Origin of the sequence: Massilia sp. UBA6681, from assembly GCF_002454935.1 — a bacterium.
Classification (GTDB): Bacteria; Pseudomonadota; Gammaproteobacteria; order Burkholderiales; family Burkholderiaceae_D; genus Telluria; species Telluria varians.
Window position 1 is genome coordinate 39,917 of sequence record NZ_DKJX01000084.1, and the last position, 13,615, is coordinate 53,531.

A 13,615-nucleotide genomic window follows, 5' to 3' on the forward strand; every position below is an offset into this window, starting at 1 on the left:
CGGAGGCATACAAGCTAGATGGTATCAAGCGTTCTACTCGGTGACGCCAGCACCCAGCTGGTCCAGGGACTCAGCGTGGAAGACTGCGCGCGGGTCCAGACGGCGCTCGACTACGCCAGCAGCATGTACGGCGAGCGCAGGGCCGGCACGGGCCAGGATGCGTTCGAGTTCTCGCTCGGCGTGGCCGGCACGCTGGCGGTGCTGCGCACCGACGCCGAAACCCGCATCGCCGGCCTGCTGTTCGAGCTGGCGATGATGGATCCGGCGGTGGCGGGCTCGCTCGAGGAGCGCTTCGGCAAGGAAGTGTCCGACCTGGTGCAGGGCGTGTACCAGCTGGTCAAGCTGCGCGACCTCACCGCCGGCAAGGACCAGGTGGCGGAAGCGAAAAATGCGGGCAAGAACGCTGCCCAGCAGGCCGCCGCCCAGGTCGAGACCCTGCGCAAGATGCTGCTGGCGATGGCCTCGGACATGCGCGTGGTGCTGATGCGCCTGGCCGCCTGCGCCGCCAGCCTGCGCTATTTCTCGGAGCAGAAGCGCTTCGACGAGGTCACCCGCGCCTATGGCCGCGAGGTGCTCGAATTCTATGCGCCGCTGGCCAACCGGCTCGGCATCTGGCAGCTCAAGTGGGAGCTGGAAGACCTGTCCTTCCGCTTCATCGAGCCGGACGCCTACAAGCAGATCGCCAGGATGCTCGAAGAGAAGCGCATGCAGCGCGAAGGCTTCGTGCAGTCCTCGATCGACCGGCTGGAAAAGGAACTGCGCGACGCCGGCATCAAGGCCGAGGTCTCGGGCCGGCCGAAGCACATCTACAGCATCTGGAAGAAGATGCGCGGCAAGGAGCTCGATTTCTCCTCGCTGTACGACGTGCGCGCCTTCCGCGTGATCGTCGAGGACGTCAAGGCCTGCTATACGGTGCTCGGCATCGTCCACAACATCTGGACCCCGATCCCGAAGGAATTCGACGACTACATCTCGCGCCCGAAGCCGAACGGCTACCAGTCGCTGCACACGGTCGTCACCGCCGAGGACGGGCGGCCGCTGGAAGTGCAGATCCGCACCCAGGAGATGCACAACTTCGCCGAGTACGGCGTGGCCGCGCACTGGCGCTACAAGGAAGAGGGCGGCTCCAACTTCAAGAGCCAGAAATACGACGAGAGGATCGCCTGGCTGCGCCAGCTGCTGGCCTGGAAGAGCGACGTGGCCGACGTGGTCGCCGGCCAGGAAGACCTGCAGAAGGAATGGGTCGAAAAGCTCAAGGCCGCCACCCTGGACGACCGCATCTTCGTCCTGACTCCGCAGGCGCGGGTGCTGGAACTGCCGCAGGGCGCAACCCCGATCGACTTTGCCTATCACCTGCACAGCGAGGTGGGCCACCGCTGCCGCGGCGCCAAGATCGATGGCGCGATGGTGCCGCTGAACACGCCTTTGCGCAACGGCCAGACCTGCGAGATCATCACCGCCAAGGGGCCGACCGGCACCCAGGGGCCGTCGCGCGACTGGCTCAGTCCGGGCTATACGGTCAGCAGCCGGACCCGATCGAAGATCCGGGCCTGGTTCCACGCGCAGGAACAGGCCGAGACCCTGGCCCAGGGGCGCGCGCTGGTCGAAAAATCGCTCCAGCGCGAGGGCAAGACCGCCGTCAACCTGGAAGCGCTGGCGCAAAAGCTCGGCTTTGCCAAGGTCGACGAGCTGTTCATTCAGGTCGGCAAGGAGAAGTTCAGCCTGCGCCACGTGGAAGCGGCCCTGCACGACACGGTGGAAGCGCCGCCGCCCATCGACGAGGCGGTGGTCAACAAGAGCCGCGCCTCGAGCGTGGAGCAGGGCGCCAAGTCGGGCGTGCTGGTGGTCGGCACCGAGGGCCTGATGACCATGCTGGCCAAGTGCTGCAAGCCGGCGCCGCCGGACCCGATCTGCGGCTTCGTCACGCGCGGCAAGGGCGTCTCGATCCACCGCCTCAGCTGCAAGAACTTCGCCGAGATGCGCGCCAAGGCGCCGGAGCGGGTGATCCAGACCGAGTGGGGTTCGGCCGGGCTGGAGACCGTGTATCCGGTCGACCTGTTCATCCTGGCGATGGACCGGCAGGGACTGCTGCGCGATATCTCGGACGTGTTCATGCGCGAGAAGATCAACGTGATCGGCGTGAACACGCAGAGCAGCAAGGGGCAGGCGCGCATGGTCTTCACGGCGGAGATCGGGTCCACCGGGCAACTGAACAAGGCGCTGGCGGCAATCGCGGAAGTGAAGGGGGTGATGGAGGCGCGCCGCCAATGACGGGGTTCGCGCTGCCGCCGGTATCGATTCGATACAAAAAACGGGCATATCCACCAAAATTTGTATCATATTGACACCATGCGCCGAACCCTCAACCTCTACGCCAACCCGAGCCTGTGGGGCCTCGCGTTGCTGCGCTACCTGCGCAGCTGGTGGTACATGGTGCACCTGGGCGCGGTCGCGCTGGTGATGGCGCTGTCGCCCTCGACCTACAACCGCGCCAACCGGCTGGCGGCCGCGCGCCACATCTATGCCAGCACCTGGCAGGTGCTGCCGGGGTTCTCGCTGGCCTCGGCTCTGATCAGCCTGGTCATCATCCGCATCGTGCTGGTCACGGCCAAGAGCTACGGGCTGTCGCATTTCGCGCTCGAGATGGTGGTGCGGGTGCTGGTGCTGGAACTGATTCCCCTCTCCGCCGCGATGTTCGTGGCCCTGCGCGCCAGCATGGCCTTCGACGCGTCGGCCCTCGGGCTGGCGCGCGCCGGCCTGTCGCCGCAGGCCGCCAACGACGAAGCCCTGCGCCGCCTGCGGCGCGACATGGTGCCGCAGCTGCTGGCGAACTCGGTCGCGGTGACCAGCCTGGCCATGGTCACCAGCACCATCGTGCTGGTGCTGGCCTACCTGAACGTGTACGGCCTGCTGCCCTGGGGGATCACGGACTACACCCGCACCGTCGGCCGCGTGTTCTCGCCCACGGTGACGATCGGCTTCGTGCTCAAGACCGTGTTCTTCGGCCTGGCCGTGGCCCTGATCCCGACCGCCGCCATCCTCGAGCTGCAGCGCTATCCGCGCCGCGTGCATTCCACCGTGCAGCCGGGCGCGCTGCGCCTGTTGTTTGTGCTGCTGGTGATCGAGGCCGCCTCGCTGGCGCTGAAATATATTTAAAAGAATAGGAAGCCATGACCGAACCTTTGCCGGACGAACCGAAACATGTCGAACTCAAGGCGATGATCCTCCTGGCGGCGATCGGCATCCTGGTCGTCGCCTTCTTCGGCTATGTGATGCACGCGCGCGGGGTGTTCGAGCCGACCCAGCGCCTGGTCCTGGAAACCGACGACTCGTCCGGCGTCATCCCCGGCATGGACATGAGCTTCGCCGGCTTTCCGATCGGGCGCGTCAGCCAGGTCGAGCTCTCGCCCGAGGGCAAGGTGCGCATCCTGGTCGACGTGCAGAGCAAGGACGCCAAGTGGCTGCGCACCTCGAGCGTGTTCACGCTGGAGTCGAGCATCGTCGGCGAAACCCGCCTGCGCGCCTTTACCGGCGTGCTGAACGATCCGCCGCTGCCCCCCGGCGCCACCCGCCAGGTGCTGCGCGGCGACGCCACCGCCGAGATCCCGCGCATCGTCGCCACCGCCAGGGCGCTGCTGGAAAACCTGGAGACCATGACGGCGAACGATTCCGACATCAACGCCAGCCTGGCCAACATCAATGCCGTCACCGGTCGCCTGAACGGCCCCGGCGGGGTGCTGGGCGGCGTGATGGGCGGCGATGCCGAGGCGCGCAAGCTGCGCGAAGCGCTCGACCGCATCAACTCCCTGCTGGGCAAGACCGAGCAGCGCGTCTACGGCAAGAACGGCGTGATGGACGACGCCCAGGTGGCGATCCGCCAGCTGCACGTGGTGCTTGCCGATGCCAGCACCACGCTCAAGAAGGTGGACGCGGTGCTGGTCGAGGCCCAGGCCGTTGGCGCCAACGCGCGTGTGGCCACCCAGGACCTGGGCGCGCTGCGCGGCGAGGTCGACGCCAGCCTGCGCAAGGTGAACCGCCTGGTGGACGAGATCAACCGCAAGTGGCCCTTCGCCCGCAGCAACCAGGAGATCAAGCTGCCATGAGAGTCTATGCTTTCCTCGTCGTGGCCATGCTGGCGGCCTGCGCCAGCAAACCGCTGCCGCCCGACTGGCAGCTTGATGCCAAGGGCGCCCTCGACGGCTCCGTCGAGGATTACCTGAAAGGGCACACCGCGGCCGCGGCCGCGGAGTTCCGCACTGCGCGTACGGCCACCGCCAGCACCGGCCGCGCCGATCATGTGGCCCAGGTCGAACTGGTGCGCTGCGCCGCACAGGTAGCCAGCCTCGACTTCGACGACTGCCCGGGCTATGCGAAGCTGGCGGCGGAGGCCACGCCGGAACAGCGCGCCTACGCCGACTATCTCTACGGCCGCTGGGAGGGCTTGAACGTGGCGCTGCTGCCCGGGCAGCACCAATCCGTCGTCGCCACCGGCCAGGTCGCCGCCGTGGCCGATCCGCTGGCGCGCCTGGTGGCCGCCGGCGCCGCCTTCAAGGCCGGGCGCATCAGCCCGGAAGGCATCGTGCAGGCCATCGACACGGCCTCGGACCAGGGCTGGCGCCGGCCGCTGCTGGCCTGGCTTGGGGTGCAGGCGCAGCGCGCCGAGGCGGCCGGCGATGCGCAGGAAGTGCAGCGCATCCGGCGCCGGATCGCGTTGGCCTCGGGGCAAGCTTGAGGCGCGGACCGCCGGTCAAGCGCATGTATCAGGAACTGGGCGGCACAAGCCTGCACCTCGAGCCTTGAGCGCTTGCCGAGGAGCGCACATGCAGCGTCCCGACGTATTACTCATGGACATCTTGATCCGCCAACTGACGGCGCTTGGCGTCGGCCGTGGCGATGCGGTCATGACGCACGTCTCGCTGCGCGCCGTCGGGCCTCTCGCTGGCGGCCCGGCGGCCCTGCTCGAAGCGATCCTGGCCTGCGTCGGCGCGGAGGGCAACCTGATGGCCTACGTCTCCTGGAGCGACTCGCCGTACGAGGAGACACTCGGACAGGCTGCCATTCCGGACGCCGTGCGCGACAGCTGGCCGGCATTCGATCCCGCCCACGCGCCGACCTATCCCGGGTTCGGCGCCTTCAACGAGTTCATCCGGATGCACCCGGGATGCCGGCGCAGCGCGCACCCGGATGCCTCGATGGCGGCGATCGGCGCCGATGCGCTCTGGCTGGTCGCTCCCCATCCCATGGACAGCGCCTATGGTCCGGGTTCGCCGATCGAGCGTCTGTTGCACAAGCGCGGCAAGATCCTGTCGATCGGCGCGGGTCCGGACGCCATTACCGCCTTGCACTATGCCGAAGCGGTGGCGCGGATTCCCGGCAAGCGCCGCGTCAGCTATTCGATGCCCGTGCTGGATGAGGAAGGCAAGCGCGTCTGGGTGACGGCCTCGGACTGGGACTCGAACGGCATTCTGGACGAGTACGCGCAACCCGGCCAGGCCGATGCGGTCGAGCGGATCGCGCGCGACTATCTTGCGCTCGGACGGCATCGGGAAGGGCAGGTGGGCCGCGCAGCAGCCCGGCTAATCGATGCGAACGACATTGTCCGTTTCGGCCAGGCCTGGCTCGAGCGGCGCCATGTGAACCGGAAATGAGCCGCGGCCGGCCCCAATAAACTTTTCCCGGCCTGGCGCAAACGATAATTTCCGGTGCACAATTGAAGCGTACCTAGTCAGCATACGCGCCATGACCGATCCTGCTTCCCAAGCCTTCGCCTGCGACGATGCCGGCGTCTACCGCACCCTGCTCGAATCGACCAAGGCCATCCCCTGGCGCATCGACTGGGCCACCATGCGCTTCACCTATATCGGTCCGCAGATCGAGGCGCTGCTCGGCTGGAGTCCGTCCAGCTGGCAGTCGGTCGACGACTGGGCTGCGCGCATGCACGAGGACGACCGCCAGAAGACCGTCGACTTCTGCGTCGCCCAGTCGAAGCAGGGCGTGGACCACGAGGCCGATTACCGCGCGCTGACCCGCGACGGCGACTACGTCTGGATCCGCGACGTGGTGCACGTGCTGCGCCGTCCCGACGGCAGCGTCGAGGCGCTGGTCGGCTTCATGTTCGACATCACGGCGCGCAAGCAGGCGGAAGACAAGATCCTGCAGTTGCAGCGCGAGCTCGAGGTGCTGTCCTACCGCGACAGCCTCACCGGCGTGGCCAACCGCCGCATGTTCGACACCCTGTACCCGGTCGAATGGGCCAAGGCGCATGCGACCGGGGAGCCCCTGTCGCTGCTGGTGGTCGACGTCGACTACTTCAAGCAGTACAACGATTACTACGGCCACATGCAGGGCGACGAATGCCTGCGCCAGGTGGCCGCGGTGCTCGACGCCGGAGCGTCGCGCTCGCGCGACCTGTGCGCGCGCCTGGGCGGCGAGGAATTCGTGCTGTTGCTGCCGGCGACCGATGCGGAGGCGGCCCGCAATGTGGCGGAGCGCTGCCGCCGGCTGCTGGCGCAGAAGGAGCTGGCGCACGCGCGTTCAGGCGTGGGGCGCCTGGTCACGGTCAGTATCGGCGCCGGCACCATCGTGCCAGGCAAGCAGGACCGGGCCGAGGTCTTCCTCGACCGCATCGACCGCCGCCTGTACCAGGCAAAGTCGGCCGGGCGCGATCAGGTCTGCGACAGCGAGGCCTGATCCGGCGAGGCCTGTTCCAGCGCGGGCCGCAGCGCCCACGGCAGCATGTTGTGGATGGTCGTCGCCGCCAGCGCCGCCTGTCCGGTCGCCACCGCGATCTGGTTCAGTCCGCGCGTGACGTCGCCCACCGCGAACAGCCCCGGCACCGAGGTGCGGCAATGGTCGTCCACCAGCAGCTTGCGGCACTCGACGGTTTCCGCCCCGAGCGAGCTGGCCAGGTCGGAGCGCGCGTTCTCGCCCAGCATCGGGTAGAACACGTCGCAGTGATAGTCTTCGCCGTCCTTGGTATGCAGGATCGGCTTCATGTCCTCGCTCATGCTCACGCCGGCCAGCGGCGAATCGATGTAGCGCACGTTGGCGGCGGCCAGGCGCTGGCGGTCCTCGTCGTTGATGGTCGACACCGGGCCGCGCTCGAACAGCAGCACGTCGGCGCTGAAGGTGCGCATGAACAGGGCGTGCCCGACCGGATTGACCTCGGAGGTGACCACGCCGACGCGCTTGTCGATCACGTCCCAGCCGTCGCACACCGGGCACAGGCGCACCGCGCCGCAGCGCACCGCCTCGTCCCAGCGCTCGACCGGCATGCCGGCGTCGGCCACGCCGGTGGCCAGCAGCACCGTCAGCGCCCGGATCTGGCAGGGTTCGCCGCCATCCTGCGGCACATAGTCGCCGACGAACACGCCGTCTTCCAGGCGCAGGTCGAGGATCTCGCCGGGCATCACGCTGCCGCCGTAGTTGCCCAGCTGGGCGCGCAGGTTCTCGAGCAGCGCCACGCCGTTGATACCTTCCGGAAAGCCGGGGTAGTTGTGCGAGACGGGAATCCAGGACAGCCGGCTGTTGCCCTTGTCGACCAGGGCGATGTGGCGGGTGAAGCGGCGCAGGTAAACGCCGGCGGTCAGGCCCGCCGGGCCGCCGCCGATGATGAGGGTGTCGAATACGGTGCGTGAACAGTCCATGCGCCGATTATGCTGACCGGGCAGCGTCCCGGATATCGGCGTGCGGGCAGGGCGCGGGTAAGAGAGTGCTTACAAGGTGTCAAAGCGACTTGCCGCCCGCCGCTTCCGGCTGCAGGGTCACGTGGTCGATGCCGTGCTTTTCGCGCAGCATCGCGCGTACCGCGGCCAGCACGGTGGGCCACTGCTCGAGGCTGGCGATCTCCAGGTGGCCGATCAGGGCGGGGTGGCCGGGCGACATGTCCCACACGTGCAGGTCGTGCACGTCGAGCACGCCCTCGATCGCCTTCAGGCTGGCGCCGACTTCGAGATAATCGATCTCGTGCGGGACGCCCTCCATCAGGAAGTGGTAGGACTCGCGCAGGATGCCGCTGGTGGAACGCAGGATCAGCATCGCCACGAAGATCGACAGGATCGGGTCGACCCGCAGCCAGCCGGTGAAGTAGATGATGGCGCCGGAGGCGATCGCGGCGATCGAACCGAGCAGGTCGCCCATCACGTTCACCAGCGCGGCGCGGGTGTTGATGCTCTGGTTGTCGCGCGACAGGATCCAGGCGACCAGCAGGTTGATGGAGGCGCCGATCGCGGCCACCACCAGCACCACGCCGCCCTGCACCGGTTCCGGGTGCAGCAGGCGCTGCACGGCTTCCCAGGCGATCCAGGCCACCAGCGCCAGCATGGCGAGGCTGTTCACGAAGGCGGCCAGCGCTTCGGCGCGCACGAAGCCGAAGGAGTGGCGCGAGGAGGGCGGGCGCTTGGCGATGGCCTGGGCCAGCAGCGCCAGGCCGAGGGCGGCGGCGTCGGTCACCATGTGGCCGGCGTCGGAGATCAGGGCCAGCGAGTTCGAAATGAAGCCGGTAATGACCTCGATGACGGCGAACAGCAGGGTCAGGCCGAGCGCGACCCCGAGGGCCAGCTGGCTGCGTCCCTCGATGACGTGGGTATGGCTGGCATCACCGTCGAGGTGGGCGTGCAGGTGGTCGGAAGAGGGCTCGGCTTGATCGGCTGACATCGTAAAAACGTGGCGATTTGTACAAGTTGCTAGTGTAATCCACGGGCCAGGCGGGCTCGCCAGGAAACTTTTTCCGTGACAAGCCTTGCCTAAGGCGTGTGCGCTCCCTATAATGGCGGCATCGGGCGGTTAGTTCAGCTGGTTAGAATACTTGGTCGACATCCAAGGGGTCGCAGATTCGAATTCTGCACCGCCCACCAGAATACGCAGTACTTTGTAAGAGCGAGAAAGGCACCGACGGTTATGACACCGCGAACTACGACTATGTTGTGGGGGAATCGCTAGACGCGGTACGGTGGTCTTTTGTCCAAAGAAGCTCGACAACACTGAAGAAAACGCGCCTAGTGCGCGTTTTTTTTCGCCCAAACTTTTTAGCTTTCAATATTTTCAACATTTAACGGCGCGCGCTGCGCCACATGGAGAACAGCAATGCTCAACGTTCGACTTCCGGATGGTTCCAGTCGTCAGTTTGACGGCCCGGTCACCGTTGCCCAGGTGGCCCAGAATATCGCCCCGAGCCTGGCCAAGGCCGCGCTCGCCGGCAAGGTCAACGGCAAGGTGGTCGACACCTCGTTCCTGATCGAAGACGACGCCGACCTGGCGATCGTCACCGACCGCGATCCGGACGGCCTGGAAGTCATCCGCCACTCGACCGCCCACCTCTTGGCGCACGCCGTCAAGGAATTGTTCCCGGAAGCGCAAGTCACCATCGGCCCGGTCATCGAGAACGGCTTCTACTACGACTTCTCGTACAAGCGTCCGTTCACCCCGGACGACCTGGCGGCGATCGAGAAGAAGATGGCGGAGCTGGCCAAGAAGGACCAGCCGGTCACCCGCAAGGTGCTGCCGCGCGACGAGGCGGTCAGCTACTTCAAGTCGATCGGCGAAGACTACAAGGCCGAGATCATCGCCTCGATCCCGGCGAACGAGGACGTGTCGCTGTACGAGCAGGGCGGTTTCACCGACCTGTGCCGCGGCCCGCACGTGCCCTCGACCGGCAAGCTGAAGGTCTTCAAGCTGATGAAGCTGGCCGGCGCCTACTGGCGCGGCGACTCCAAGAACGAGATGCTGCAGCGCGTGTACGGCACCGCCTGGACCAAGAAGGAAGACCAGGAACAGTACCTGCACATGCTGGAAGAGGCCGAGAAGCGCGACCACCGCAAGCTGGGCAAGCAGCTGGACTTCTTCCACTTCCAGGACGAAGCGCCGGGCCTGATCTTCTGGCACCCGAAGGGCTGGACCATCTGGCAGCAGGTCGAGCAGTACATGCGCAAGACCTATCAAACCACCGGCTACAGCGAAGTCAAGGCGCCGCAGATCATCGACGTCACCCTGTGGCAGAAGACCGGCCACTGGGACAACTATCGTGAAAACATGTTCACGACCGAGTCGGAAAACCGCACCTACGCCCTGAAGCCGATGAACTGCCCGGGCCACGTGCAGATCTATAACGCCGGCCTGCGTTCCTACCGCGACCTGCCGCTGCGCTACGGCGAGTTCGGCCAGTGCCACCGCAACGAGTCCTCGGGCGCGCTGCACGGCCTGATGCGCGTGCGCGGCTTCACCCAGGACGACGGCCACGTGTTCTGTACCGAAGAGCAGATCGCTCCCGAGGTGGTGGCCTTCCACGCCCAGGCGATGAAGGTCTACGAGGACTTCGGCTTCGAGAATATCGACGTCAAGATCGCCCTGCGTCCGGAAAACCGCATCGGTTCCGACGAAGTGTGGGACCAGGCCGAAGAGGCCCTGCGTTCGGCGCTGCGCGGCTGCGGCGTGGAATGGACCGAACTGCCGGGCGAGGGCGCCTTCTACGGCCCGAAGATCGAGTACCACCTGAAGGACAGCCTGGGCCGTCCATGGCAGGTCGGCACCATGCAGGTCGACTTCTCGATGCCGGGCCGCCTGGGCGCCGAATATGTTGCGGAAGACAACACCCGCAAGGTGCCGGTCATGCTGCACCGTGCGATCGTCGGTTCGATGGAGCGCTTCATCGGCATCCTGATCGAGAACTACGCCGGTGCGCTGCCGCTGTGGCTGGCTCCGGTGCAGGTCGCGGTCTTGAATATCTCGGATGCGCAAGCAGATTATGTGAAGCAGGTCGAAGCCAAGCTGCGCGCGGCGGGCATCCGCGTTCACGCTGATTTGCGGAACGAGAAGATTACTTATAAAATTCGCGAGCATTCTGTCCAAAAACTGCCGTACATTCTGGTTGTTGGCGATAAAGAACGTGAAGCAAATACGGTGGCCGTACGTGCCCGCGGCAATGTCGATCTCGGCGTGATGCCGGTCGACGCGCTCGTGGAGCGCCTGGTTGGCGAAGTTGCCGCCAAGGCGAAATAATCCCGGCCTCAATCAATACTTTCAAAGGAAACGACATAGCTACTGACAAACAGCATCGCATCAACGGCGAGATCACCCATCCCGAAATGCGCCTGAACGGTGTGGACAACGAACCGCTGGGCATCGTGAGCCTGGCGGAAGCGTTCCGCATGGCCGAGGAAAAGAACGTCGACCTGGTCGAGATCGCGCCGAACGCGGTCCCGCCGGTCTGCCGCCTGATGGACTACGGCAAGTTCAAGTACTCCGAGCAGAAGAAGGCGCACGAAGCCAAGCTGAAGCAGAAGATCATCCAGGTCAAGGAAGTCAAGTTCCGTCCGGGTACCGATGAGGGCGACTACAGCATCAAGCTGCGCAACCTCATCAAGTTCCTGGAAGACGGCGACAAGACCAAGATCACGCTGCGCTTCCGCGGCCGTGAAATGGCGCACCAGGACATCGGCATGCGCATGCTCGAGCGCCTGCGCGGCGACCTGGAGGAATACGGCCAGGTCGAGCAGTTCCCGAAGCTCGAGGGTCGCCAGATGATCATGGTGGTCGCGCCGAAGAAGAAGAAGTAATTCTTCGCGCCGTCAGATGAATGGGCCGGGTCCGGGCGCCAGCGTGAGCTGCGCCTGGCCCGGCCTGCGTTCGTTTGTGCGCTTCGTCGGACTCGGCGACAAAACCCTGGCGCCGCCCCAACAATTCCCCGCAAACCTGTGCTATCATCTGCGGTTCCTGTTTTTAACAAACAGGTTGTAGTCGACAGGAAGTGGCGTCGGCTGCAAGACAAGTGAAAGCAGGCATCCAAGAGCGGCGTTGCCGCCACCTGCAATCCTGTCGTATAGAGGCTGCCTGTAAAAGGGCAGAATACTATGCCAAAAATGAAAACCAAAAGCTCCGCGAAGAAGCGTTTTCGCGTGCGTCCGGGTGGTACCGTCAAGTCGGGTATGGCGTTCAAGCGTCACATCCTGACCAAGAAGACCACCAAAAACAAGCGTCAACTGCGCGGCACCCGTAACATCAATGCATCGGACGTGACGAGCGTCTACCGCATGATGCCTTCCGCTTAATCTCACTAATCATATACAAAGGGAGCTACCATGCCTCGAGTAAAACGTGGGGTTACTGCACGTGCCCGTCACAAGAAAGTCCTTGAACTTGCCAAAGGCTACCGCGGCCGTCGCAGCAAGGTATTCCGTATTGCCAAGCAAGCAGTCATGCGCGCTGGCCAGTACGCCTACCGCGACCGTCGTAACAAGAAGCGCGTCTTCCGCGCCCTGTGGATCACCCGTATCAACGCGGCATCGCGTTCGCACGGCATGACCTACAGCGCCTTCATGAACGGCCTGAAGAAGTCCGGGATTGAACTGGACCGTAAAGTCCTGGCCGACATGGCAGTGCACGACAAGCCGGCATTCGCCGCGATTGTCACCGCCGCCAAGGCCAAGCTGGCTGCCTAATCAGTCAGTTAGCTAGCAAGACCAGCGCAGGGCTCTTTACTGAGCCTTGCGCGAAAAGAGCGGGGCACACGGTAAATCACCTTGTGCCCCGTTTTTGATTGTGGCTCCTGCCGCCACCTAAACAGGAAAAGAACAAGCATGCAATCGCTGGAAGATCTCGTCTCCTCGGCCCAGGCTGATTTCACCGCCGCCGCGGACGCCGCCGCGCTCGAAAATGCAAAAGCCAAATACCTGGGCAAGACCGGCCAGGTCACCGACCTGATGAAGGGCCTGGGCAAGCTCGACCCTGAACAGCGCAAGGCGCAGGGCGCCCTGATCAATGCCGCCAAAGAAAAAATCGAACAGGCACTGACCGCCCGCCGCGACGCCCTGGCCAACGCCCAGCTGGAAGCGCGCCTGAACCTGGAAGCCATCGACGTGACCCTGCCGGGCCGCGGCCGCGCCAAGGGCGGCATCCACCCGGTGATGCGTACCTGGGAACGTGTCGAGCAAATCTTCCGCTCGATCGGCTTCGACGTGGCCGACGGCCCCGAGATCGAAACCGACTGGACCAACTTCACCGCACTGAACAGCCCGGAAAACCACCCGGCCCGTTCGATGCAGGACACCTTCTACATCGAAGGCAATGACAGCACCGGCAAGCCGCTGCTGCTGCGCACCCACACCAGCCCGATGCAGGTGCGCTACGCGCGCACCCATACCCCGCCGATCAAGGTGATCGCGCCGGGCCGTACCTACCGCGTCGACAGCGACGCCACCCACTCGCCGATGTTCCACCAGGTCGAAGGCCTGTGGATCGGCGAGGACATCAGCTTCGCCGACCTCAAGGGCGTGTACCTGAACTTCGTCAAGGCCTTCTTCGAGACCGAGGACCTGGAGGTGCGCTTCCGTCCGTCCTACTTCCCGTTCACCGAACCGTCGGCCGAGATCGACATTGCCTTCGGCTCCGGTCCGCTCAAGGGCCGCTGGCTGGAAGTGTCGGGGGCAGGGCAGGTCCACCCGACCGTCGTACGTAATTTCGGCCTCGATCCGGAACGGTTCATCGGCTTCGCCTTCGGCTCCGGCCTCGAGCGCCTGACCATGCTGCGTTACGGGATCAACGACCTGCGCCTGTTCTACGAAGGCGACCTGCGATTCCTGAAGCAGTTTAATTAATACGGTCGCTGATTCAGTACGCCCAG

13 protein-coding genes and 1 tRNA gene are annotated in these 13,615 nt (G+C 65.1%); 12 read left to right on the forward strand and 2 right to left on the reverse strand.

The genetic code is table 11. The features are described from left to right. Positions 1-18 precede the first annotated feature (18 nt). From B2R83_RS14250 to B2R83_RS14275, 6 genes are all read left to right on the forward strand, one after another. Positions 19-2,271 carry a RelA/SpoT family protein gene (locus B2R83_RS14250; protein ID WP_292042472.1) on the forward strand — a complete coding sequence of 751 codons (2,253 nt, stop codon included), beginning with the start codon at positions 19-21 and terminating at the stop codon, positions 2,269-2,271. 78 nt (positions 2,272-2,349) lie between these two features. After that, positions 2,350-3,156: an MlaE family ABC transporter permease gene (locus B2R83_RS14255; protein WP_292042475.1), complete on the forward strand. Its 807-nt coding sequence runs from the start codon at positions 2,350-2,352 to the stop codon at positions 3,154-3,156. Positions 3,157-3,170: 14 nt separating this feature from the next. Beyond that, entirely contained in the window at positions 3,171-4,103 is a 933-nt protein-coding gene (locus B2R83_RS14260; RefSeq protein ID WP_292042478.1) for an MlaD family protein, read from the forward strand. After that, the gene (locus B2R83_RS14265) at positions 4,100-4,732 is read left to right on the forward strand and encodes a hypothetical protein (protein ID WP_292042480.1); all 633 of its coding nucleotides are present in this window, start codon (positions 4,100-4,102) and stop codon (positions 4,730-4,732) included. The genes B2R83_RS14260 and B2R83_RS14265 overlap by 4 nt, the downstream gene beginning before the upstream one ends. Before the next feature lie 112 nt (positions 4,733-4,844). Further along, positions 4,845-5,648 carry an aminoglycoside 3-N-acetyltransferase gene (aac(3), locus tag B2R83_RS14270; RefSeq protein WP_292042481.1) on the forward strand — a complete coding sequence of 268 codons (804 nt, stop codon included), beginning with the start codon at positions 4,845-4,847 and terminating at the stop codon, positions 5,646-5,648. Positions 5,649-5,739: 91 nt separating this feature from the next. Next, the gene (locus tag B2R83_RS14275; protein WP_292042484.1) at positions 5,740-6,690 is read left to right on the forward strand and encodes a sensor domain-containing diguanylate cyclase; all 951 of its coding nucleotides are present in this window, start codon (positions 5,740-5,742) and stop codon (positions 6,688-6,690) included. Here the strand turns inward: B2R83_RS14275 and B2R83_RS14280 are convergent. Together B2R83_RS14280 and B2R83_RS14285 are read right to left on the reverse strand one after the other, a co-directional pair. Continuing rightward, entirely contained in the window at positions 6,666-7,646 is a 981-nt protein-coding gene (locus B2R83_RS14280; RefSeq protein WP_292042485.1) for an NAD(P)/FAD-dependent oxidoreductase, read from the reverse strand. The two genes, B2R83_RS14275 and B2R83_RS14280, sit on opposite strands and share 25 nt — an antisense overlap. Positions 7,647-7,725: 79 nt before the next feature. Further along, entirely contained in the window at positions 7,726-8,655 is a 930-nt protein-coding gene (locus B2R83_RS14285) for a cation diffusion facilitator family transporter (RefSeq protein ID WP_292042488.1), read from the reverse strand. Positions 8,656-8,778: 123 nt separating this feature from the next. On the opposite strand from B2R83_RS14285, the gene B2R83_RS14290 reads away from it, so the two are divergent. The 6 genes from B2R83_RS14290 to pheS all read left to right on the forward strand — a co-directional run bounded on the left by B2R83_RS14290 (position 8,779) and on the right by pheS (position 13,589). Continuing rightward, positions 8,779-8,855, forward strand: a tRNA-Val gene (locus B2R83_RS14290). A gap of 229 nt (positions 8,856-9,084) precedes the next feature. Next, positions 9,085-10,995: a threonine--tRNA ligase gene (thrS, locus tag B2R83_RS14295; RefSeq protein ID WP_209586339.1), complete on the forward strand. Its 1,911-nt coding sequence runs from the start codon at positions 9,085-9,087 to the stop codon at positions 10,993-10,995. After that, entirely contained in the window at positions 10,995-11,552 is a 558-nt protein-coding gene (gene infC / locus B2R83_RS14300; RefSeq protein ID WP_370661394.1) for a translation initiation factor IF-3, read from the forward strand. Before thrS ends, infC begins: the two co-directional genes overlap by 1 nt. Before the next feature lie 294 nt (positions 11,553-11,846). After that, a complete protein-coding gene (rpmI, locus tag B2R83_RS14305; protein ID WP_026354218.1) occupies positions 11,847-12,044 on the forward strand; it encodes a 50S ribosomal protein L35 in 198 nt (65 codons plus the stop codon). Positions 12,045-12,074: 30 nt separating this feature from the next. Continuing rightward, positions 12,075-12,434, forward strand: a complete 360-nt coding sequence (gene rplT / locus B2R83_RS14310; RefSeq protein WP_027865360.1) for a 50S ribosomal protein L20 — start codon at positions 12,075-12,077, stop codon at positions 12,432-12,434. A gap of 138 nt (positions 12,435-12,572) precedes the next feature. Beyond that, entirely contained in the window at positions 12,573-13,589 is a 1,017-nt protein-coding gene (gene pheS, locus B2R83_RS14315; protein WP_036206904.1) for a phenylalanine--tRNA ligase subunit alpha, read from the forward strand. Positions 13,590-13,615 lie beyond the last annotated feature (26 nt).

What these genes read in the sequence shown, in the direction of transcription:
- B2R83_RS14250 (WP_292042472.1), top strand. Translation starts at nt 19, where the DNA reads ATGGTATCAAGCGTTCTACTCGGTGACGCCAGCACCCAGCTGGTCCAG.
- B2R83_RS14255 (WP_292042475.1), top strand. Translation starts at nt 2,350, where the DNA reads ATGCGCCGAACCCTCAACCTCTACGCCAACCCGAGCCTGTGGGGCCTC.
- B2R83_RS14260 (WP_292042478.1), top strand. Translation starts at nt 3,171, where the DNA reads ATGACCGAACCTTTGCCGGACGAACCGAAACATGTCGAACTCAAGGCG.
- B2R83_RS14265 (WP_292042480.1), top strand. Translation starts at nt 4,100, where the DNA reads ATGAGAGTCTATGCTTTCCTCGTCGTGGCCATGCTGGCGGCCTGCGCC.
- B2R83_RS14275 (WP_292042484.1), top strand. Translation starts at nt 5,740, where the DNA reads ATGACCGATCCTGCTTCCCAAGCCTTCGCCTGCGACGATGCCGGCGTC.
- B2R83_RS14280 (WP_292042485.1), bottom strand. Translation starts at nt 7,646, where the DNA reads ATGGACTGTTCACGCACCGTATTCGACACCCTCATCATCGGCGGCGGC.
- B2R83_RS14285 (WP_292042488.1), bottom strand. Translation starts at nt 8,655, where the DNA reads ATGTCAGCCGATCAAGCCGAGCCCTCTTCCGACCACCTGCACGCCCAC.
- thrS (WP_209586339.1), top strand. Translation starts at nt 9,085, where the DNA reads ATGCTCAACGTTCGACTTCCGGATGGTTCCAGTCGTCAGTTTGACGGC.
- rpmI (WP_026354218.1), top strand. Translation starts at nt 11,847, where the DNA reads ATGCCAAAAATGAAAACCAAAAGCTCCGCGAAGAAGCGTTTTCGCGTG.
- rplT (WP_027865360.1), top strand. Translation starts at nt 12,075, where the DNA reads ATGCCTCGAGTAAAACGTGGGGTTACTGCACGTGCCCGTCACAAGAAA.
- pheS (WP_036206904.1), top strand. Translation starts at nt 12,573, where the DNA reads ATGCAATCGCTGGAAGATCTCGTCTCCTCGGCCCAGGCTGATTTCACC.